The sequence below is a fragment of the Lacinutrix algicola genome, from assembly GCF_001418085.1.
GTDB classification, from domain to species: Bacteria; Bacteroidota; Bacteroidia; order Flavobacteriales; family Flavobacteriaceae; genus Lacinutrix; species Lacinutrix algicola.
Genome location: NZ_LIQH01000023.1, coordinates 1 through 22,481 on the forward strand (window position 1 = coordinate 1; position 22,481 = coordinate 22,481).

Below are 22,481 nucleotides of genomic sequence, written 5' to 3' on the forward strand. Positions count from 1 at the left end.
ACGCCTATAATCTGATGTGCCTGCTGTTCCGCTTGTTGTTACAATAGCAACTACGGTATCTACTGAACTTACACCATCTATTGTTACTGGTACACTTGCTGTTCCTGCGCCTTCATCAACTGTAACGTCTCCGATAGTAATAGCTACAGTACATTCTGTCGCTAAAATTGCATCATTCTGAGAAGAACCTGTTGCTTGACCTGCTCCACTATTTGCAAGATCTGGCACACCAGTTGTACTTACTCCTCCATTGGCAGTTGTATTAATACTACCATCTGGGTTTAATTGAGCTAATCCAATGTTTGTTGCCGCACCTTCAATGGCATCTGGACAACCATCATTATCACTATCTACATCTAAATAATCTGGAATACCATCATTATCGTAATCTGCTGTACACCCTGGAGTTACTTGTGTAATAGTTGTAGGATTTCCAAACACTGATGTGTTAAACAAATAACCTGTATCAAATTGTCTTTTAGAAAATGTTATATCAAATTCATCTATAAAAGGCATTTGTATATTAAACCAAAGATTCTCATCGTTTGCTGCTGGTGCATTACTAGTAGATGTTACTTTAAGAAAATTACCAGAAGTTCCAAAAGAAGATAAAGACACGTTGTTTCCTACTACTAAAGAGGTTGTTGTAGTTACTTCGAAATTTAAAATATCTTCTTTATTAAACTCAACGAACTCACCTGGAGTTGTATCGTCAATATCTTGAAATACCATATTAGCAGGCACTTCAATAAGAGTATTGGTACCATTAATTAAAAATTCAAAATCAAAATTAGCAAAACCTGTTGTTGCCGGACCTGTACTCGATAAATATATAGGGTAATAAATTATAGGCTGTCCTCCACCTGGATCAAAACTTGTTCCAGAAAGATCTGCAACTAAATTGGTAGTATCAGAGTTATTTAAAACCGTAATTCTTAAATCTACTGCAGTTCCTTCATATGTTCCTACATTAGCATATCTAGCTGTATCACCAATATTACCTGGACTTCCACTAGCTGTATATGTTAAATTTGTAGACAATATAATAATATCCATAGTTTTAGAAGGAGAACATTCATCTACATCTAAAATACCATCATTATCATTATCTAAATCACAACCGTCTGGCACAGTATCTCCATCTATATCTGCTTTATCGTCAAAACCGTTACAAATATCATTTGCATCTATTACTCCATCTCCATCAGAATCACATTGATTAAATGAATCAAATTGAGTATTATCAATCGAAGTTCCAATTGTTTGACCATTGTTTACATTAACATTATTTGGTACACCTGTAACTGGATCCACTGTTCCGGTTAACATTCCATTAACCACATTAGTTGCTAAAATATTATCACCACCTTCAAGAGCATCTGGACATCCATCATTATCACTATCTGTATCAAAAACATCTGGAATACTATCTCCATCTGTATCACAAAAAGAAAAAGTTGAAGCTCCAATAATAAAAATCTTACCATCTGGACTATCAGATGAACTACCGTTACTAAAACCGACTCTTAAACCAGACAGAGAAGTACCTATAGGTATCAAATCATCTATTGCATAAATAGCCATCTCTGCATTCTGAGTATTTAAAAGAGCAACTCCCGTATCATTATAATGCGAATTATTTGCAACACTTATAGGCGACCCTATTGGGTTACCTGAAGAATCTAAAGCTGTAATTACTGCAGGATTATTACCATCACGTTCTACAAAAGAAACAAAAACACCACCTCTAGAAATTATAGGTGTATTATACAACAAATCATAAGAATCATTTCTAAAATCTTTTGAGCTTAATTGTTGAAAAGAATTTAAATTATTTGTTTGAAATGAACTTAAAATTAAAGCATCGTAAACTGCTTTACCATCTGGAATTATAGAAGGAGACGCTGCAGCACCATTTACAAACCTAGTTACTTGGTTGCTGCTTGTAACAGGAACAGTTACTCCAAAATTAGAATCAAAAGCATCAGGGAATTTAAAATCCCCATATTCTATTCCTCCAATTGTTATAGAATTTAATACATGAGAAGATTGATCATCTCCTGCACTTCCTGAACTTGTTATATCGAAATCTGACTGTGGAACAGAAATAGGACCATCAAAACCTGAATCTGATATAGGGCATTCATCTGTATCTAAAATACCATCATTATCATCATCTAAATCACAACCATCTGGAACTCCATCATTATCATTATCTAAATTATCATCGAAACCATTACAAATATCATTTGCATTACTTACTCCATCATTATCGTCGTCACTATTATTAATAGTAACATTAAAAGAACAACTTACAGAATTACCAGCTACATCTGTAACTGTATAAGTAATTATTGTAACACCTAAATTAAACACCTGTGTTCCTAATACATTCTCCCCTGTAGCAGAAGAATTTCCTGTAGTTGCTCCAACCATTGCCCATGTAAGAGAATCTATAAGACAATTATCTTCATAAATAGGATCTGGAACGTCTATTGAATTCATGCTATTTCCATCAACATCACCTTCAATAATATTATTTGGACATGTAATTGTTGGATCTGTAAAATCTGTTTCTGCTGAACATATTAAACCTCCACATGATTCTAGATATTCCTCTGTGGATACATAATTTCTATAAACATCATCAACAACAGTAACACCAACATCACAACCGTTATTACAAGCTGTTATTGTTGGTCCATAGTAAAAATGATCTGTAATATCACCTCCATTCGTTAATGTTACAAAACCACTTGCTACTAATAACGATGTTGAATTATTACCGACTAATTGTTGTGATGTACCATCAACTATTACATTCGTTGCATCAAAAATTCCATTATTTGTTACTATTCCATTATTTATTCTAAGTGTTCCACCTGAGACAATTAAACCATCGTTTGTAAAAACCCTATCTACTTGTAAATCATTCTCTACATAAAAAGAACAAACATTATATATCTGCGAATTACCATTAAACTGAGTAACACCATTGGTATTTGCTCTTACAATACCACAATTACTAATGGTTCCATCAAGTGTAATTTGCCCAGAACCACCATTCATTACAAAATTAGCTCCATCAAAATTATTAACCGTTACACCACTATTAAATGTGATTCCATTGGGAGTATTTATAACAACATCTCCTGCATTATTTATTGTTGAAGTAGTAGAAATATTTATAGCAGCAGTATTCAATACACCTTGATTACAAATATCAATAACTCCATTATTAACATCAATATTATTTGTAATATTTAATGTTCCTTCTACAATTAATGAACTAATCTTCTGGAAAGTAGCATTTACGGTTATATTTGGCGCAATATAAATAGTTCCCTTGGCTTCAAAATTATAATTCCATGTATAATCAGACAAAATACAAATACTTTCAGTAGCCGAAATTCCCGTTTGTGGTACACTTGGAAACCAAGAACCATTACTATACGTATAAGTACAAGATGATGGCTGTCCAGGACAAACATATGCGTTTTCACATTCTGTTTGGGCATTCAACTGAAAACAAGTCGATAATAAAACAGTAAGAAATAATGTTTTAAAATACGATAACTTTAAATTTGATAATAGATTAGATATATTCATATTAGTAATGAATTGTTTTTTATTATTCTTTTTTAGCAAAAGCTATAATTACGATATTATAACAAGGTGCAAATCTAATACCTTCTAAATCTATTATTTTATTTAAATCTTAAACTTGTTTGAATATTCGTTAAAGTGTGTTATTATTTCGACTAAAAAAAAATAAAAAATATATTTATTGGAAAACAAAAATAATTTGTAAAAGATTAAATCGTTAAAAGTCAATTAAAACAGACTAATGAGAATAATAGAATGATTTGAATAATTTTAGATAACATCAACTAAAAAAAACCATAATAAAACACTCTAGGGTATCATTTTCGACTGTAAAAAAATTTAGAGATGGATTTATGCAGTACGTTAAACCCTTAACTTATATATTTGCAAAAATCTATTTTAATGAAATTTTTAGACGAAATTAAAAGAAGAAGAACATTTGGAATTATCTCTCATCCAGATGCCGGTAAGACAACACTTACAGAGAAACTTTTACTCTTTGGAGGTGCCATAAAAGAGGCTGGAGCTGTAAAAAGTAATAAAATAAAGAAAGGAGCTACAAGTGATTTTATGGAAATTGAACGTCAACGTGGAATTTCTGTAGCAACTTCAGTTCTTGCTTTTGAGTATAACGGAATAAAAATTAACATCTTAGATACTCCAGGACACAAAGATTTTGCTGAAGATACTTTTAGAACACTTACAGCTGTAGACAGTGTTATTGTTGTAATTGATGTTGCAAAAGGTGTTGAGGAGCAAACAGAAAAACTTGTTGAAGTTTGCCGTATGCGTAACATACCTATGATTGTTTTTATTAATAAAATGGACCGTGAAGGTAAAGATGCTTTCGAATTATTAGATGAAATAGAACAAAAATTAGGATTAAGAGTTACACCTTTGAGTTTTCCTATTGGAATGGGTTACGATTTTAAAGGCATCTATAACATATGGGAGAAAAATATAAACCTCTTTAGTGGAGATAGCAGAAAAAATATTGAGGAAACTATAGAAATAAAAGACTTAGCTTCTGAAGAATTAAACACTTTAGTTGGTGATAAAGCTGCTAATGAATTAAGAGAAGAAATAGAATTAGTACAAGGAATATATCCTGATTTTAACAATCAAGAATACTTAGATGGTACGTTACAACCTGTGTTTTTTGGTTCTGCTTTAAACAGCTTTGGTGTTCGTGAATTATTAGATTGTTTTGTTGAAATTGCACCAAAACCTAGAGCAAAACAAAGTGAAGAACGATTAGTTAAACCAGATGAGGATAAGTTTACTGGTTTTGTTTTTAAAATTCACGCAAATATGGATCCTAATCATAGAAATAGATTAGCATTTGTAAAAATAGTCTCTGGTGAGTTTAAAAGGAATACACCGTACTTACATGTAAGGCATAATAAGAAAGTAAAATTCTCCAGTCCTAATGCCTTTTTTGCTGAAAAGAAAGAAATTGTAGACATCTCTTATCCCGGTGATATTGTAGGTTTACAAGATACTGGAAGTTTTAAAATTGGTGACACTTTAACTGAAGGTGAGATACTAAATTACAAAGGAGTTCCTAGTTTTTCGCCAGAACATTTTAGATATATAAACAATGCTGATCCTTTAAAATCTAAACAATTATACAAAGGAATCGACCAGTTAATGGATGAAGGTGTTGCCCAATTATTTACATTAGAATTGAATGGAAGAAAGGTAATTGGTACGGTTGGAGCACTACAATATGAAGTAATACAGTACAGATTAGAGCATGAATATGGCGCAAAATGTACCTATGAAAATTTAAATGTATTTAAAGCCTGTTGGATAGAACCTGAAGATCCAAAAAACGAAGAATTTCAAGAATTTAAAAGAGTTAAACAGCGCTATTTAGCAAAAGACAAACGCGGACAATTGGTTTTCTTAGCTGATTCTTCTTTTTCGCTACAAATGACGCAACAAAAATATCCGACCGTTAAATTTCATTATGTTTCGGAATTTGAATAGCTAAAATTGATTTTAAAGCCTTTTAAGGCGTTTTAAACCATCACAATGTAATTACACATGCTTTAAAATATATTTAAAAAAATAAGACTATTTATGAAGGTCATATTTTTTAGTATTACTAACGTATATATAATAATCTAAAGCTATTAATTAGTTTTTAAATAAGAAAAACCTCTAAATTAAATTTAGAGGTTTTTTATTTGTGGTAATATTTAAAAAACTAGCTTTATTAAAATTTTACTAAAAAAATATTATGCCTGTCCTGTTGGACCAAAATTTAATGGCATTGGAGGTTGTTCGTAATCTTTAATTTCACCATGCGCTTTTTCAAATCTTTGAATATTTTCTCCTAGAGCCTTTAATAATCGTTTAGCATGTTGAGGCGTTAAAATTATTCTAGATTTCACCTTACTTTTTGGTGTACCTGGCATAATACTAACAAAATCAACAACAAACTCTGAAACAGAGTGGTTAATAATTGCAAGATTAGAGTAGGTTCCTTCCGCTACTTTTTCATCTAATTCTATATTAATTTGGCCTTGTTTTGGCTTATTATCTTTATTATCTGCCATTGTAATTTATTTTAATTTAAAAACTGATTTTTTATAAAAAAGAAAAGTCCTACTTAAATAGCAGGACTTTCTTTTATTATAATTAAAACTAACGTTTTAATTTGAGTTATCTCTGTCTGCGCAGAAATTGGTAATTATTAATTATAATTTACCTCTTGTTTAGCTTGCATCATTTGGTCGAATTCTTCTTTAGATCCTACAATAATGTTTTCGTAAGAACGCATTCCTGTACCTGCTGGAATTCTATGTCCAACAATTACATTTTCTTTAAGACCTTCTAAAGAATCAATTTTACCTGCTACTGCTGCTTCATTAAGTACTTTCGTTGTTTCCTGGAACGATGCCGCAGAAATAAACGATTTAGTTTGTAACGATGCTCTCGTAATACCTTGAAGTATTGGAGTTGCTGTTGCTGGTCTTACATCTCTTGCTTCAACCAATGCTTTATCTTCACGACGTAATAAAGAATTCTCATCTCTTAATTCGAAAGCAGTTATTAACTGTCCTTCTTTTAAGTTTGTAGAATCTCCTGCACTTTCTACTACTTTCTTACCAAAAATAGCGTCGTTTTCTTCAATAAAATCAGCTTTGTGTGCTAATTGATCTTCTAAGAAGATAGTATCTCCAGAGTCAATAATTCTCACTTTACGCATCATTTGTCTTACAACAACTTCGAAATGCTTATCGTTAATCTTCACACCTTGTAAACGGTATACTTCTTGAACTTCGTTCACTAAGTACTGTTGTACAGCTGCAGGACCTTTTATGTTTAAGATATCGTTTGGAGTTATAGAACCATCAGATAAAGGCATACCTGCTTTTACGAAATCATTTTCTTGTACAAGAATCTGACTTGATAACTTCACTAAGTATTTCTTAATATCTCCTAATTTAGATTCTATAATAATCTCACGATTACCTCTCTTAATTTTTCCGAAAGAAACAACACCATCAATTGCACTTACTACTGCTGGGTTAGATGGGTTACGAGCTTCAAATAATTCTGTTACTCTTGGTAAACCACCTGTAATATCACCTGCTTTAGAAGACTTACGAGGTATTTTAACTAAAATTTTACCAATGTTAACTTTCTCTCCATCGTCAATCATTATGTGTGCACCTACTGGTAAGTTGTAAGAACGAATTGCTTCACCTTTACTATCTTCAACAATAAGTGTTGGTATAATTTTCTTATTTCTAGATTCTGAAATTACTTTTTCTTGGAAACCTGTTTGTTCATCAATTTCTACTTGATAAGTAACACCTTGCTCGATATTTTCATATCTTACTTTTCCTGCAAATTCTGAAATAATTACACCGTTATATGGATCCCATTCACAAACAATATCACCTGTCTTAAGCTTATCTCCATCCTTTACGAATATAGTTGAACCATAAGGAATATTATTTGTACTTAATGTAATACCTGTTTTCTTGTCTACTAACTTAAGTTCTGAAGTACGAGATATAACAATATTTACATCTTCTCCGTCTTTATTAGTACCTTTTACAGTTTTTAATTCTTCAATTTCAGCAACTCCATCAAATTTAACTGCTAAGTTATTTTCTTCAGAAATGTTACCTGCAATACCACCTACGTGGAATGTACGAAGTGTTAACTGTGTACCTGGTTCTCCAATAGATTGTGCTGCAACAACACCTACTGCTTCACCACGTTGAACCATTTTATTAGTTGCTAAGTTTCTTCCGTAACATTTAGCACAGATTCCTTTTTTAGCTTCACAACTTAATGGTGAACGAACTTCGATAGCATCAATTGGAGAAGCTTCAATTGCCGCAGCAATATCATCTTCAATTAATTGTCCAGCTTCAACAATTAATTGTTCAGTTAATGGGTTATATACATCGTTAAGTGCAATACGTCCTAAAACACGTGCTCCTAATTTTTCTACAACTTCATCATTTTTCTTTAAAGCAGAAACTTCTACACCTCTTAATGTACCACAGTCTACACTGTTTACAATAACATCTTGAGATACATCTACTAAACGACGTGTTAAGTAACCTGCATCGGCAGTTTTAAGTGCTGTATCGGCAAGACCTTTACGTGCACCGTGAGTAGAAATAAAGTATTCTAAAATTGAAAGACCTTCCTTAAAGTTAGATAAAATTGGGTTTTCAATAATAGATCCACCTCCTGCAGTAGATTTTTTAGGCTTAGCCATTAATCCACGCATACCTGTAAGTTGGCGAATCTGTTCTTTAGATCCACGGGCTCCAGAGTCAAGCATCATAAACACCGAGTTAAATCCTTGTTGATCTTCTCTAATACGTTTCATTGACAATTCAGTCAATTCTGCATTGGTAGATGTCCAAATATCAATAACTTGGTTATAACGTTCGTTATTAGTAATAAGACCCATGTTATAGTTTCCAGTAATACCATCAACTTTAGCGTTGGCAGCATCAATCATAGATTGCTTTTCTGGTGGGATAATAATATCTCCTAAACTAAATGATAATCCACCTCTAAAGGCAAATAAATAACCTAACGTTTTAATTTCATCTAAGAAATCGGCCGTTTCTGGTACACTTGTTAATCTTAAAATATCACCAATAATATCTCTTAAAGATTTCTTAGTTAATACTTCATTAATATATCCTGCAGCAGCTGGTACTTTTTCATTAAATAGTACACGACCTGTTGTCGTTTCTACAATTTGAGGAACTAATTCTCCTTCTGCGTTAAAATCTATTGTACGTACTTTAATCTGAGCATTTAAATCTACACGCTTTTCGTTGTAAGCAATGTTTACTTCTTCTGCAGAGTAAAATGTTAATCCTTCACCTTTTACAGCAACTTCTGGAGTTGATGTACGTAACTTAGTCATGTAATAAAGACCAAGTACCATATCCTGAGATGGTACAGTTACTGGAGCTCCGTTTGCTGGATTTAAGATATTATGAGATGCTAACATTAATAGTTGGCATTCTAAAATAGCTTCAGGTCCTAACGGTAAGTGCACTGCCATTTGATCTCCATCAAAATCGGCATTAAATGCTGCACAGGCTAGTGGGTGTAATTGTATTGCTTTACCTTCAATAAGTTTAGGTTGGAATGCCTGTATACCTAGACGGTGAAGCGTAGGCGCACGGTTAAGTAATACTGGATGTCCTTTAAGAACATTCTCCAAGATATCCCAAACCACTGGCTCTTTTTTGTCTATTATTTTCTTAGCTGATTTTACAGTTTTTACAATTCCTCTTTCGATTAATTTACGAATGATGAATGGCTTGTAAAGTTCTGCTGCCATATTTTTTGGAAGACCACATTCAAATAATCTTAATTCTGGTCCAACAACAATTACCGAACGTGCAGAATAATCAACACGCTTACCAAGTAAGTTTTGACGGAAACGTCCTTGCTTACCTTTAAGTGAATCTGATAAAGATTTTAACGGTCTGTTAGAATCTGTTTTTACAGCAGATGATTTACGTGTGTTATCTAATAATGAATCTACAGATTCTTGTAACATACGTTTTTCGTTACGTAAGATTACTTCTGGAGCTTTAATCTCTACAAGTCTCTTTAAACGGTTGTTACGTATAATTACACGACGGTATAAATCATTTAAATCTGAAGTAGCAAAACGTCCACCATCTAAAGGCACTAAAGGTCTTAATTCTGGTGGTATAATTGGCACTACTTTTAAGATCATCCATTCTGGACGGTTCTCTCTATTTAAGTTAGACTCACGTAAAGCTTCTACAACTTGAAGACGTTTTAACGCCTCAGTTTTACGTTGTTTAGACGTTTCTGTATTTGCTTTGTGACGTAATTCAAAAGATAAAGAATCTAAATCTATACGTGCTAATAAATCTATTAAACACTCAGCACCCATTTTAGCTATAAACTTGTTAGGATCTGAATCTTCTAAATAATTATTATCTTGAGGAAGTTCTTCTAAAATATTTAGGTACTCTTCTTCAGTAAGGAAATCCATTTTTTGAATTGGTTCTCCTTCAGCATTTTTAGCATTACCTGCTTGTATTACTACATAACGTTCGTAGTAAATAATCATATCTAATTTCTTAGATGGTAGCCCTAATAAATAACCTATTTTATTTGGTAACGAACGGAAATACCAGATGTGAGCAACAGGTACCACTAAATTAATGTGACCTACTCTATCTCTACGTACTTTCTTTTCTGTTACTTCTACACCACAACGGTCACAAACAATACCTTTATAGCGAATTCTTTTATATTTCCCACAAGCACATTCGTAGTCTTTTACAGGACCAAAAATACGCTCACAGAATAAACCATCTCTTTCTGGTTTATGTGTACGATAATTAATAGTTTCTGGCTTTAAAACCTCACCTCTAGACTCTGCTAAAATAGACTCTGGTGATGCTAAACCAATTGAGATTTTGTTAAATCTCTGTACTGTATTCTTATCTTGCTTTCTTGCCATTTCTTTATAGTTTTCAGTATTCAGTATTCAGTCGCAGTAATTACTGCTGACTGAACACTGTAAACTATTTTTTACTCCTCTAATCTAATGTCTAATGCTAGTCCTTTCAATTCGTGCATAAGTACGTTGAAAGATTCTGGTAATCCTGGATCTGGCATTGGCTCACCTTTTACGATTGCTTCGTAAGTTTTGGCTCTACCGACAACATCATCAGATTTTACTGTTAAGATTTCTCTTAATGTAGCAGATGCTCCATAAGCCTCTAGTGCCCATACTTCCATCTCTCCAAAACGCTGACCACCAAATTGTGCTTTACCACCTAATGGTTGTTGTGTAATTAATGAGTATGGTCCTATAGAACGAGCGTGCATCTTATCGTCTACCATATGCCCTAACTTAAGCATGTAGATTACACCGACTGTTGCTGGTTGATCGAAACGTTCTCCTGTTCCACCATCGTATAAATATGTATGACCATATCTAGGTATTCCAGCTTCATCAGTTAATTCGTTAATTTGTTCAATAGTTGCTCCATCGAAAATTGGTGTTGCATAAGTACGACCTAAATCTTGACCGGCCCATCCTAATACAGTTTCATATATCTGTCCAATATTCATACGAGATGGTACACCTAATGGATTTAATACGATATCTACTGGAGTTCCATCTTCTAAGAAAGGCATATCTTCTTGACGAACTATACGTGCAACAATACCTTTGTTACCGTGACGTCCTGCCATTTTATCACCAACTTTAAGTTTACGCTTCTTAGCGATGTAAACTTTAGCTAATTTAATAATACCTGCTGGTAACTCATCTCCTACAGAAATAGTAAACTTCTCACGACGTAAAGAACCTTGTAAGTCATTTTCCTTAATCTTGTAGTTGTGAATTAAATCTGCAACTAATTTATTTGTATGATCATCTGTTGTCCAAGTACCTCCTGTTAAGTGAGTATAATCGTCAACCGAGTTTAACATTTTTAAAGTAAACTTTTTACCTTTAGGTAAAACTTCTTCACCTAAATCGTTAAAGATACCTTGTGATGTTTTACCGTTTACAATAGTGAAAAGTTTTTCAACTAAAACAGCTTGTAAATCATCGAACTTATTATTGTAGATACCTTCTAATTGATTGATATCTTCTTTATCTTGAGCTCTCTTACGCTTATCCTTAATTGCACGAGCAAATAACTTTTTGTTAATTACTACACCATGTAATGATGGAGATGCTTTTAAAGAAGCATCTTTTACATCACCTGCTTTGTCTCCAAAGATAGCACGTAATAACTTTTCTTCTGGTGTAGGATCAGATTCTCCTTTTGGAGTAATTTTACCAATAAGAATATCTCCTGGTTTAACTTCTGCTCCAATACGAATCATTCCATTTTCATCAAGGTCTTTGGTAGCCTCTTCTGAAACATTAGGAATATCATTAGTTAATTCTTCATTACCTAATTTTGTATCTCTTACATCTAAAGAATACTCATCTATATGAATAGAAGTGAATATATCTTCACGAACAACTTTTTCTGAAATTACAATTGCATCCTCAAAGTTATACCCTTTCCAAGGCATGAAGGCTACTTTCATATTTCTACCTAAAGCTAACTCTCCTTTTTCAGTTGCATAACCTTCAGATAAAACCTGACCTTTTTTAACTTTATCACCTTTCTTAACGATTGGTTTTAAGTTAATAGAAGTACCTTGGTTTGTTTTTCTGAATTTTACTAAAGGATAAGATTTTGTATCACTTTCAAAACTTACTTTAGCTTCATCATCAGTACGTTCGTACTTAATAATGATCTCGTTAGCATCAACATATTCAACAACACCTTCTCCTGTAGCGTTAATTAACACACGAGAATCTGATGCTACTTGTCTTTCTAATCCTGTTCCAACAATAGGTGCTTGCGGACGTAATAATGGTACGGCCTGACGCATCATGTTAGATCCCATTAATGCACGGTTGGCATCATCATGTTCTAAGAAAGGAATTAAAGATGCAGATATTGAAGTAATTTGATTTGGTGCTACATCGGTATAATTTACTGCCGTAGGTTCAATTACTGGAAAATCCCCTTCTTGTCTTGCAATTACTTTCTCATCAAGAATCTTACCATCTTCATCTACTTTTACAGTAGCTTGGGCAATCATCATGTTTTCTTCTTCCTCCGCACTTAAATAAACTGGAGTATTTTTAATATCTACTACTCCATTTTCTACTTTTCTATAAGGCGTTTCTAAGAATCCCATAGAATTCACTTTCGCATATACAGATAAAGATGAAATTAATCCAATGTTTGGACCTTCAGGAGTTTCAATAGGACATAAACGTCCGTAGTGTGTATAATGAACATCACGTACTTCGAAACCTGCTCTTTCTCTTGATAAACCACCTGGTCCTAATGCCGATAGACGACGCTTGTGCGTAATCTCTGCAAGAGGATTCGTTTGATCCATAAATTGAGATAGTTGGTTAGTACCAAAGAAAGAATTAATAACAGACGATAAAGTCTTAGCATTAATTAAATCTATTGGAGTAAAAACTTCGTTATCACGAACATTCATACGTTCACGAATAGTACGAGCCATACGTGCTAAACCTACACCAAACTGAGAAGATAATTGCTCACCTACTGTACGTACACGACGGTTAGATAAGTGATCGATATCATCAATCTCTGCTTTAGAGTTTATTAACTCAATTAAATATTTAATAATAGTTATGATATCTTCTTTGGTAAGCACTTGCTTATCCATACCGATATCTAACTGTAATTTCTTGTTCATTCTATAACGACCTACCTCTCCTAAAGAGTAACGTTGATCACTAAAAAATAATTTATCTATAATACCACGTGCTGTCTCCTCATCTGGCGGCTCAGCATTACGTAATTGTCTATAGATGTGTTCTACTGCTTCTTTCTCCGAGTTTGTTGGATCTTTTTGAAGTGTATTATGTATAATTGCGTAATCTCCTTGTTGTGCACTTTCTTTATGTAAAAGAATAGTTTTTACACCAACTTCTAAGATTTCTTCAATATTGTCTTTGTCTAATTCTGTATCACGATCAAGAACAATTTCGTTACGCTCGATAGATACAACTTCACCTGTATCTTCATCAACGAAATCTTCATGCCATGTATTTAATACACGCGCTGCAAGCTTACGACCTAATATTTTCTTTAGTCCAGATTTTGATACTTTAACCTCTTCGGCTAAATCAAAAATCTCTAAAATGTCTTTATCTCTTTCAAAACCGATTGCTCTGAATAAAGTAGTAACAGGTAATTTCTTCTTTCTATCGATATAGGCATACATCACTTGGTTGATATCTGTAGCGAATTCGATCCAAGATCCTTTAAAAGGAATTACTCTTGCTGAATATAATTTTGTTCCATTTGCATGGAAAGATTGCCCGAAGAATACACCTGGAGATCTATGTAATTGAGATACTACTACACGTTCTGCACCGTTGATACAAAAAGTACCTGAAGGTGTCATATATGGTATTGTTCCTAAATATACATCTTGAACAATAGTTTCGAAATCTTCATGTTCAGGATCTGTACAATAAAGCTTTAACCTTGCTTTTAATGGAACGCTATATGTAAGCCCTCTTTCTATACACTCATCTATAGCGTATCTTGGTGGATCGACAAAGTAATCTAAGAATTCTAAAACGAATTGATTACGAGTATCTGTGATTGGAAAGTTCTCCATGAAGGTGTTGTACAATCCTTCATTACCTCTTTCTTCAGATTTTGTTTCAAGTTGGAAAAAATCCTGGAAGGATTTTATTTGAATATCCATGAAATCTGGATATTCAGTTCTATTTACAATAGACGAGAAATTTAATCTTTCAGCTTGTGTTACTAACATCAATGGACGAAATTTTGATTAAAAAAAAATACTTGTATATAGGTACTAGCTATATACGACAAATGGTCTAGGTCTTAGAGAGTAATCTCAAGACCTAAACCTTTGTAAAAATTATTAGTAAGACTTATTTAAGTTCTACCTCTGCTCCTGCCTCTTCTAATTGAGTTTTAAGAGCTTCTGCTTCATCTTTAGAAACACCTTCTTTGATTGCACTTGGTGCATCATCAACTAAACCTTTAGCTTCTTTTAATCCTAATCCAGTTAATTCCTTAACTAATTTTACAACAGCTAACTTAGCGCTACCTGCAGCTTTTAAGATTACATCAAATTCTGTTTGCTCTTCAGCAGCGTCTCCACCACCTGCAGCTGGACCAGCTACTACTGCTGCTGCAGCAGGCTCGATACCATATTCATCTTTTAATATAGTTGCTAACTCATTTACTTCTTTAACTGTAAGGTTAACTAATTGTTCTGCGAAATCTTTTAATTCTGCCATTTGTGATAATTTTTTTAATTTTAATATTTAAGTGTAAAGTGCGTACTTTTTAATATTATCCCTCTTTTTGAGATAATGTTTTAAGAATACCAGAAAGTGTTTGTCCACTTGATTTAAGTGCAGAAATAACGTTCTTCGCAGGAGATTGTAATAATCCAATGATATCCCCTAATAATTCTTCTTTAGATTTGATTTCAACTAACATATCTAGTTGATCATCTCCAATATATACTGTTTCTTCAATAAAAGCTCCTTTTAAAAGAGGCTTCTCAGCTTTCTTACGGAAAGCTTTAATTACCTTCGCTGGTGCATTACCAGTCTCAGAGTACATTACTGAAGTATTACCTTTAAGCGTTGTTGGTAAGTCTCCAAAATCTCTATCTGAAGCTTCCATTGCTTTTTCAAGTAATGTGTTTTTTACTACTGATAATTTTACGTTTGCTTTAAAACAAGCACGACGTAAATCTGAAGTATTACCTGCATTTAATCCTGATAAATCAGTTAAATAGATATTAGCATTTTCGGCTAACTGAGCAGTTAATTCTTCAATAACTTGTGATTTTTCTTCTCTTGTCATAATAAAAGTTATTTAACTACTAACCGATTTTTGTTTCAACTGCAATACTTGGACTCATTGTAGAAGACATAAAAATGCTTTTTACATAAATTCCTTTTGAAGCAGTTGGCTTCAGTTTCATTAATGTTGTTAATAATTCGTTTGCGTTTTCTTTAATCTTATCAGCACTAAAAGATGCTTTTCCAATTGCAGCGTGAACGATACCAGTTTTATCAACTTTAAAGTCAATTTTACCAGCTTTAACTTCTGTTACAGCTTTTGCAACATCCATAGTTACAGTACCTGTTTTAGGGTTAGGCATTAAACCACGAGGACCTAATACACGTCCTAAAGGACCTAATTTACCCATAACACTTGGCATAGTAATGATTACGTCTACGTCTGTCCAACCACCTTTTATTTTATCAAGGTACTCATCTAAACCAACGAAATCTGCACCAGCTTCCTTAGCTTCTGCTTCTTTGTCTGGAGTTACTAATGCTAATACTTTTACATCTTTACCTGTACCATGAGGAAGAGATACTACACCTCTAACCATTTGGTTTGCTTTTCTAGGATCTACTCCTAAACGTACAGCTAAATCGATTGAAGCATCAAACTTAGTGTTAGTAATTTCTTTTATTAGTGCTGAAGCATCTTGTAAAGAATATACTTTATCCTTTTCTAGCTTTGCAACAGCCTCTTTACGTTTCTTTGTTAATTTTGCCATTTTAAAATCTTTTTAGGTTAATTAGGTGCTTCACCACCTTTAACAGTTATACCCATAGATCTTGCAGTACCTGCGATCATTTTCATTGCTGATCCAATTGTAAATGCATTTAAATCTACCATTTTGTCTTCTGCAATAGTTTTAATTTGATCCCAAGTTACCTTAGCTACTTTACGTACATGAGGTTCACCTGATCCTTTTTTCACCTTGGCCGCTTCTAATAATTGTACTGCAGCTGGTGGAGTTTTAATTACAAAGTCAAATGATTTGTCTTTATAAACAGATATCACAACTGGTAATACTTTACCAGCTTTGTCTTGAGTTCTAGCATTAAACTGCTTACAGAACTCCATGATATTAACACCAGCGGCACCTAAAGCGGGTCCAACCGGTGGCGACGGATTCGCTGCACCTCCCCTTACTTGTAATTTGACTACTTTGCCTAATTCTTTTGCCATTTTAAATAATTTAGTTTCGTATTAAATCTATTTTGAAGCTGATTTAACACTTTCTTTATTGTATTGTAACAATTATTAAATTTTTTCTACTTGCATGTAACTTAACTCTAATGGTGTTTTTCTTCCAAAAATCTTAACCATTACTTCAAGCTTACGCTTTTCTTCATTAATGTTTTCGATAGTTCCATCAAAACCATTAAAAGGTCCATCTATAACTTTTACAGTTTCTCCTTTTGTAAATGGAATAGCAACACTAGAATCCATATCTACAGATAATTCATCTACTTTACCTAACATTCTATTTACTTCAGATTGTCTTAAAGGTAATGGATCACCGCCTTTAGTTGCACCTAAGAAACCTATTACATTTGTTATTGATCTAATGATATGTGGAACTTCACCTGTAAGGTTAGCCTTTATCATTATATAACCACTGAAATATACTTTTTCTTTGTTTATTTTTTTTCCGTTTCTTATTTGAACTACATTTTCTGTTGGAACTAAAACCTGCTCAACATAATCTTGTAAACCTAAACGCGCAATTTCGTTTTCAATATAAGTTTTGATCTTATTTTCTTGACCACTTACTGCTCTTACAACGTACCACTTTTTTTCTCCTACTTCAGCCATAACTTTATATTAACTAATTAATTTAAAGTATTCGCTTATAACTCTACTGAAAACAGAATCAATTCCCCAAATTGCTAAAGAGAATATAATTGAAAATACAGCAACTAAAATTGTTAACTTTTGTACTTCTGGCCAAGGCGTCCAAGTCACATTGTTTTTCAATTCACCGAATGATTCTTTAATATAATTTACTATTCCAGCCATTTTCAATCTTTATTTTGCGATAGACATACTACTACATTTATCAAATTCGTCTTAGTTAAAAAGGTTTATTAAAAGCCTTAATTACTATAAGCACGGGCGGAGAGACTCGAACTCCCGACACCTGGTTTTGGAGACCAGTGCTCTACCAACTGAGCTACGCCCGTAAATATGAGTTAAGGCATCACGAAAACGAGACACCTTAACTCTATATTGGTTAGACTAAAATTAGTCTAAGATTTCAGTTACCTGACCTGCACCAACTGTTCTACCTCCTTCACGTATAGCGAAACGTAGTCCAACATTCATTGCAATTGCTTGAATTAACTCAACATGTATTGTTAAGTTATCTCCTGGCATAACCATCTCAACTCCTTCTGGTAATGCAATATTTCCAGTTACATCCGTTGTACGAACGTAAAATTGAGGACGGTAGTTATTGTGGAATGGAGTGTGACGTCCACCTTCTTCTTTCTTAAGGATATAAACCTCTGCTTTAAATTTAGCATGTGGAGTTACAGAACCTGGCTTACAGATTACCATACCTCTTGAGATTTGAGACTTTTCAATACCTCTTAATAAGATACCTGCATTATCTCCAGCTTCACCTCTATCTAATATTTGACGGAACATTTCAATTCCAGTAATAGTTGAAGTAATTTTCTCAGCACCCATACCAATAATTTCTACAGGATCTCCTGTGTTAGCGATACCAGTCTCAATACGACCAGTTGCTACAGTACCACGACCTGTAATTGAAAATACATCTTCAATAGGCATTAAGAAAGGCTTATCAACTTCTCTTAAAGGTTCTTCAATCCAAGCATCAACTTGCTCCATTAATTCTAATACAGTATCAACCCACTTTTGCTCACCGTTAAGTGCACCTAAAGCAGAACCCGATACTACAGGTCCGTTATCACCATCATACTCATAGAATGATAATAATTCACGAACTTCCATATCAACTAACTCTAAAAGCTCTTCATCATCAACCATATCCACTTTATTTAAGAATACTACTATTCTTGGGATACCTACTTGACGACCTAATAAGATGTGCTCACGAGTTTGTGGCATTGGACCATCTGTTGCAGCTACAACTAATATAGCTCCATCCATTTGTGCAGCACCTGTAACCATGTTCTTAACATAATCGGCGTGACCTGGACAATCTACGTGTGCGTAGTGACGATTTGCTGTTGCATATTCTACGTGTGAAGTATTAATTGTAATACCTCTTTCTTTCTCTTCAGGAGCGTTATCAATTTGATCGAAATCTTTTGCTTCTGAGAAACCTGCATCAGCTAATACTTTAGTAATAGCAGCAGTTAAAGTTGTTTTACCGTGATCTACGTGTCCAATTGTACCAATGTTTAAGTGTGGTTTTGAACGATCGAAAGTTGCCTTTGCCATGTTTTAATAATTTAATCTTAGTTATATAATAATTTAATGTTCTATTTTTTGTTGTAATTTAATAAATTGAGCCAATGACGGGAATTGAACCCGTGACCTCTTCCTTACCAAGGAAACGCTCTACCTCTGAGCTACACCGGCTTAAATATTAGAGCGAGAGACCAGGTTCGAACTGGCGACATTCAGCTTGGAAGGCTGACGCTCTACCAACTGAGCTACTCTCGCAATTATTTAATAATTCTTTGTTTAAAACTTACTTTTTCTTGGTAAAAAAAGTGGGGAGAGCAGGATTCGAACCTGCGAAGACGTAGTCAGCAGATTTACAGTCTGCCCTCGTTGGCCGCTTGAGTATCTCCCCAATCTTAAACTTATCAATATTTTAAAGAACTTTAAAAAAAGTTTTTTCAACTTCTTTTATTTTAGAGCCGATGGAGGGACTCGAACCCACGACCTGCTGATTACAAATCAGCTGCTCTAGCCAGCTGAGCTACATCGGCTTTTAATACCTTTTTTTGGTAAAAAAAAGTCCGCTATTTCTAACGGACTGCAAATGTATATATTTATTTAGATATTCGAAAACATTTTTTACATATTTTTTTCATAAATGTGCTCTTAATTTCTCTTTTCGCTTTTTTAGCTGTCTTTCTAACGATGCAATTGCGCTATCAGCGCCTTCTTCGAAAGATTTACATTGTTTTTTTACAACAAAACTATCTCCAGGAACGCTAACTCGTGCTTCAAAAACTTTATTTTCTTTACCTGTTGTGTTTTCTACTTTCAAAAACACGTCAGATTTTATGACTTTATCGAAATACGTTTCTAACTTATCCATTCGTTCTTGAACGAAGTTTAATAATTTTGGATTTGCATTGAAATTTACTGCTTGCATGTTTACTTTCATAAGCGTTGTATTAAATAGGTTATACAATAGCTGTTACTTTTTACTTCTTGGATGTGCATTAGTATACACTTTTTTAAGTTCGGCTATACTATTATGTGTGTATATTTGGGTAGCAGCCAAACTTGAATGTCCTAAAAGCTCTTTAACAGCATTTAAATCTGCACCTTGATTTAATAAGTGTGTTGCAAATGAGTGCCTTAGTATATGCGGACTCTTTTTCACCTTATTAGATGCTAGACTAAAATACTCATTTATTATCCTGTAAACAAGAGTTTCGTATATTTTAACTCCTTTTTTTGTTAAAAAAAGTGAGTGAACATCTTCAATTACACTTAGCTCTTTTCGTTTTGGTAAATAAACTTCTATTGTTTCTATTACTGATTGCAATAAGGGAACGTAACGCTCTTTATTTCGTTTCCCTAAGACTTTTAGCGTCTTGTTACCAAAGTCTATATCTGATAGCTTTATATTGACTAATTCTATTCTTCTTATACCTGTAGAATAAAACAACTCTATTATTAGTTTATTTCTTAGACCTTCGTAATCATCTTCGTATTTTAAATCGTCTAGCGCTATATTTATTTCGGCTTCGGAAAAAGGAACTTGTATTTTTTTACTTGTTTTTAAAGCTTTGTGTTTCGCTAGTGGATTTATTTCTATGTCTCCTATTTTTAATAAGAACTTATAATAAGAATTTAACGCTGAGACTTTACGATTTATACTTCGGTTTGTAATTTTAGATTCTACTAATTGCACAATCCAACTTCTAATTTGAGAGTAGTTTACTTTATCTAATTGCGAATCGTCGAATTCTTTAACTAAATAGGATTGAAAAGAGTTTATATCGTTTGTATATGCTTTTACTGTTAAACTAGAATAGTTACGCTCTAGTTGCAGATAATCTGTAAAGGCTTTTATGGACATAATTGTAATTTGTTTGTTAAATATAAGAAATAAGCATTACTTAAATTTACTAGTGTAAACTAAATTAACAAGTACTCCCGCGTTAAGGATTGAACGGTTTGTTTGAGCTCCTCGCAGAGAGCGAGTAGTGAAAGCCTGACCAAGACTTGCATTTTTATTGCAAGCCTTGGTAACGCTATAAGATTTATTCTTTAAAGAGTGATGCTCGTTTGCTTAGGTCTTGAATCATTTTTTCTTCGTCTTCACTTTCTAACAAGACATTGTATGTTTCCCAAAACTCTTTGTTATATGCTTTTGGCGAAAAAATATCCATATCCCATTTTTTTTCAAGTTCGGCTTCTATTTTATCGTGATCTAAGACAATGTCTGAGAACAAGATTTCTTGTATTGTATAATAATAGCGTTCTTCTTTATTAAATTGCTCGGCAAATTGTTCGTCTTGTTTGTTTTTAGGTTTATAACCTACATTAACAAGTTTTGGTGTTTCGTAATAAATATAATTAGGATACATTTTATCTTTATACTCCTTGTAACTTATTACTAACTTATGGTTGGTTAGTGTATCGAACAGGCGTTTACTTCTACTTTTTTGCTGTTGTGAAGCTGCTATTAGTTCGTATTCAACCTTTTTAATAGCGAAATTATCATAATAGATATACAACCAGCCTTTAGCTTCGAAACCTTCGTTGTAAACACCTTTGGTGTCTAAACCTACATAGTCTTCGCCTTTAGTAATTTCTATTTTATATAGTTTACGTTCGTTATCTACTAAAATAGTATCGAGTTTAAATTGATGATTTTTTAATATGTCTTCTCCAAATATTGCTTTTTTTCCATCTACATTTCTAAACATATTTAATTTACCTTGGAATATGTTTTGAAGTCCGTTTATTCTGTTATCATTCCATTTAATAGATTTCTCTAATAAAGCGGTTTTAACTTGACTTCTTTTTAAATTTTTAGGATTAGTTCTTACTGTAGAATTTTGATTTAAGTAAGAAGCATAAGTAAACAAGCTATCAACATCTCTTAAATCGTAACTTTTACGCATTTGATCTACATTAATCTTTAAATGTTTTTTTGCTGGTACTGCATAACTGGAGTCGTAAACTGAAATAGCACTTTCGATAAGCCATTTAAATTCTTTTTTATTACGCTCTTTATGTCTTAAGAATCCTTTTTGAATGTATGAAGAATCTGGCATTGTTGATGGCAACTGTTCGATTGCTTTTAAAACAATATCGTTACCTGTTTCTGGCCTTGCTTCTGCTTCTAGCACAACCTCGTCTAGAGATGCTACTGCTTCTACTAAATATATTGGTTCAGATTCATCGTACTGATCTAATGGGATTTTTTCTGTTGAAAATCCGATAGATGAAACCACCAAAGTATCTGACACATTCTCTTCTGGAATACGCAGTGCAAATTTTCCATCTGCATTTGTAATGGTACCTATTGCTGTACTTTTAATATAAACACTAGCACTTTCTATAGGTGAGTCGCTAAAAAAATCTACTACTTGATTATTAATTTCTTTTTGAGCGAAGACAATTGTGCTAAATAAAAAGAATAACAGACACAGAACTTGATTTGGGTATTTCATTTTTTTAAAAAAGTTGATATTTATAATTCGACCTCCTTTCAATAACGAAAATATTGTCACGTTATTGAAGTAA

The 22,481-nt window shown here is 33.2% G+C and carries 15 protein-coding genes and 5 tRNA genes; 1 reads left to right on the forward strand and 19 read right to left on the reverse strand.

The window, feature by feature from the left end; all coding sequences use genetic code 11:
* On the reverse strand, positions 1-3,609 hold a 3,609-nt coding region (locus ASC41_RS02950; protein ID WP_152971404.1), incomplete at its 3' end, for a beta strand repeat-containing protein.
* Between the two features lie 399 nt (positions 3,610-4,008).
* Here ASC41_RS02950 and ASC41_RS02955 point away from each other — a divergent pair.
* The gene (locus ASC41_RS02955) at positions 4,009-5,598 is read left to right on the forward strand and encodes a peptide chain release factor 3 (protein WP_055435160.1); all 1,590 of its coding nucleotides are present in this window, start codon (positions 4,009-4,011) and stop codon (positions 5,596-5,598) included.
* Positions 5,599-5,849: 251 nt separating this feature from the next.
* On the opposite strand, the gene ASC41_RS02960 is transcribed toward ASC41_RS02955, so the two are convergent.
* The 18 genes from ASC41_RS02960 to ASC41_RS03045 form a co-directional block, all read right to left on the reverse strand.
* A complete protein-coding gene (locus tag ASC41_RS02960) occupies positions 5,850-6,170 on the reverse strand; it encodes a DUF3467 domain-containing protein (protein WP_055435161.1) in 321 nt (106 codons plus the stop codon).
* A 137-nt stretch (positions 6,171-6,307) separates the two neighbouring features.
* Complete coding sequence (gene rpoC, locus ASC41_RS02965; RefSeq protein ID WP_055435162.1) at positions 6,308-10,609, reverse strand: DNA-directed RNA polymerase subunit beta'; 4,302 nt, start codon at positions 10,607-10,609, stop codon at positions 6,308-6,310.
* Positions 10,610-10,680: 71 nt separating this feature from the next.
* Positions 10,681-14,493, reverse strand: a complete 3,813-nt coding sequence (gene rpoB / locus ASC41_RS02970) for a DNA-directed RNA polymerase subunit beta (protein ID WP_055435163.1) — start codon at positions 14,491-14,493, stop codon at positions 10,681-10,683.
* A gap of 124 nt (positions 14,494-14,617) precedes the next feature.
* A complete protein-coding gene (gene rplL, locus ASC41_RS02975; RefSeq protein ID WP_055435164.1) occupies positions 14,618-14,989 on the reverse strand; it encodes a 50S ribosomal protein L7/L12 in 372 nt (123 codons plus the stop codon).
* A gap of 55 nt (positions 14,990-15,044) precedes the next feature.
* Positions 15,045-15,566, reverse strand: coding sequence for a 50S ribosomal protein L10 (gene rplJ / locus ASC41_RS02980; RefSeq protein WP_055435165.1), 522 nt, complete (start codon positions 15,564-15,566; stop codon positions 15,045-15,047).
* Between the two features lie 19 nt (positions 15,567-15,585).
* Positions 15,586-16,275: a 50S ribosomal protein L1 gene (gene rplA, locus ASC41_RS02985; RefSeq protein WP_055435166.1), complete on the reverse strand. Its 690-nt coding sequence runs from the start codon at positions 16,273-16,275 to the stop codon at positions 15,586-15,588.
* 17 nt (positions 16,276-16,292) lie between these two features.
* Positions 16,293-16,733 carry a 50S ribosomal protein L11 gene (rplK, locus tag ASC41_RS02990; protein WP_055435167.1) on the reverse strand — a complete coding sequence of 147 codons (441 nt, stop codon included), beginning with the start codon at positions 16,731-16,733 and terminating at the stop codon, positions 16,293-16,295.
* A gap of 75 nt (positions 16,734-16,808) precedes the next feature.
* On the reverse strand, positions 16,809-17,363 hold the full coding sequence (gene nusG / locus ASC41_RS02995) for a transcription termination/antitermination protein NusG (protein WP_055435168.1): 555 nt from the start codon (positions 17,361-17,363) through the stop codon (positions 16,809-16,811).
* A gap of 9 nt (positions 17,364-17,372) precedes the next feature.
* Complete coding sequence (gene secE / locus ASC41_RS03000) at positions 17,373-17,567, reverse strand: preprotein translocase subunit SecE (protein ID WP_055435169.1); 195 nt, start codon at positions 17,565-17,567, stop codon at positions 17,373-17,375.
* Between the two features lie 91 nt (positions 17,568-17,658).
* Positions 17,659-17,731, reverse strand: a tRNA-Trp gene (locus tag ASC41_RS03005).
* A gap of 61 nt (positions 17,732-17,792) precedes the next feature.
* A complete protein-coding gene (gene tuf, locus ASC41_RS03010) occupies positions 17,793-18,980 on the reverse strand; it encodes an elongation factor Tu (protein ID WP_055435170.1) in 1,188 nt (395 codons plus the stop codon).
* 69 nt (positions 18,981-19,049) lie between these two features.
* Positions 19,050-19,121, reverse strand: a tRNA-Thr gene (locus tag ASC41_RS03015).
* An 11-nt stretch (positions 19,122-19,132) separates the two neighbouring features.
* Positions 19,133-19,205 (reverse strand) — tRNA-Gly (locus tag ASC41_RS03020).
* 51 nt (positions 19,206-19,256) lie between these two features.
* A tRNA-Tyr gene (locus ASC41_RS03025) sits at positions 19,257-19,338 on the reverse strand.
* 65 nt (positions 19,339-19,403) lie between these two features.
* Positions 19,404-19,477 (reverse strand) — tRNA-Thr (locus ASC41_RS03030).
* Positions 19,478-19,578: 101 nt separating this feature from the next.
* Positions 19,579-19,881 carry a ribosome hibernation-promoting factor, HPF/YfiA family gene (gene hpf, locus ASC41_RS03035; RefSeq protein WP_055435171.1) on the reverse strand — a complete coding sequence of 101 codons (303 nt, stop codon included), beginning with the start codon at positions 19,879-19,881 and terminating at the stop codon, positions 19,579-19,581.
* A gap of 33 nt (positions 19,882-19,914) precedes the next feature.
* The gene (locus ASC41_RS03040; RefSeq protein ID WP_055435172.1) at positions 19,915-20,805 is read right to left on the reverse strand and encodes a tyrosine-type recombinase/integrase; all 891 of its coding nucleotides are present in this window, start codon (positions 20,803-20,805) and stop codon (positions 19,915-19,917) included.
* Positions 20,806-20,989: 184 nt separating this feature from the next.
* Complete coding sequence (locus ASC41_RS03045) at positions 20,990-22,408, reverse strand: carboxypeptidase-like regulatory domain-containing protein (RefSeq protein ID WP_055435173.1); 1,419 nt, start codon at positions 22,406-22,408, stop codon at positions 20,990-20,992.
* Positions 22,409-22,481 lie beyond the last annotated feature (73 nt).

Coding starts and splice junctions, on each gene's coding strand:
- ASC41_RS02955 (WP_055435160.1), top strand. CDS start 4,009: ATGAAATTTTTAGACGAAATTAAAAGAAGAAGAACATTTGGAATTATC.
- ASC41_RS02960 (WP_055435161.1), bottom strand. CDS start 6,170: ATGGCAGATAATAAAGATAATAAGCCAAAACAAGGCCAAATTAATATA.
- rpoC (WP_055435162.1), bottom strand. CDS start 10,609: ATGGCAAGAAAGCAAGATAAGAATACAGTACAGAGATTTAACAAAATC.
- rpoB (WP_055435163.1), bottom strand. CDS start 14,493: ATGTTAGTAACACAAGCTGAAAGATTAAATTTCTCGTCTATTGTAAAT.
- rplL (WP_055435164.1), bottom strand. CDS start 14,989: ATGGCAGAATTAAAAGATTTCGCAGAACAATTAGTTAACCTTACAGTT.
- rplJ (WP_055435165.1), bottom strand. CDS start 15,566: ATGACAAGAGAAGAAAAATCACAAGTTATTGAAGAATTAACTGCTCAG.
- rplA (WP_055435166.1), bottom strand. CDS start 16,275: ATGGCAAAATTAACAAAGAAACGTAAAGAGGCTGTTGCAAAGCTAGAA.
- rplK (WP_055435167.1), bottom strand. CDS start 16,733: ATGGCAAAAGAATTAGGCAAAGTAGTCAAATTACAAGTAAGGGGAGGT.
- nusG (WP_055435168.1), bottom strand. CDS start 17,363: ATGGCTGAAGTAGGAGAAAAAAAGTGGTACGTTGTAAGAGCAGTAAGT.
- secE (WP_055435169.1), bottom strand. CDS start 17,567: ATGGCTGGAATAGTAAATTATATTAAAGAATCATTCGGTGAATTGAAA.
- tuf (WP_055435170.1), bottom strand. CDS start 18,980: ATGGCAAAGGCAACTTTCGATCGTTCAAAACCACACTTAAACATTGGT.
- hpf (WP_055435171.1), bottom strand. CDS start 19,881: ATGAAAGTAAACATGCAAGCAGTAAATTTCAATGCAAATCCAAAATTA.
- ASC41_RS03040 (WP_055435172.1), bottom strand. CDS start 20,805: ATGTCCATAAAAGCCTTTACAGATTATCTGCAACTAGAGCGTAACTAT.
- ASC41_RS03045 (WP_055435173.1), bottom strand. CDS start 22,408: ATGAAATACCCAAATCAAGTTCTGTGTCTGTTATTCTTTTTATTTAGC.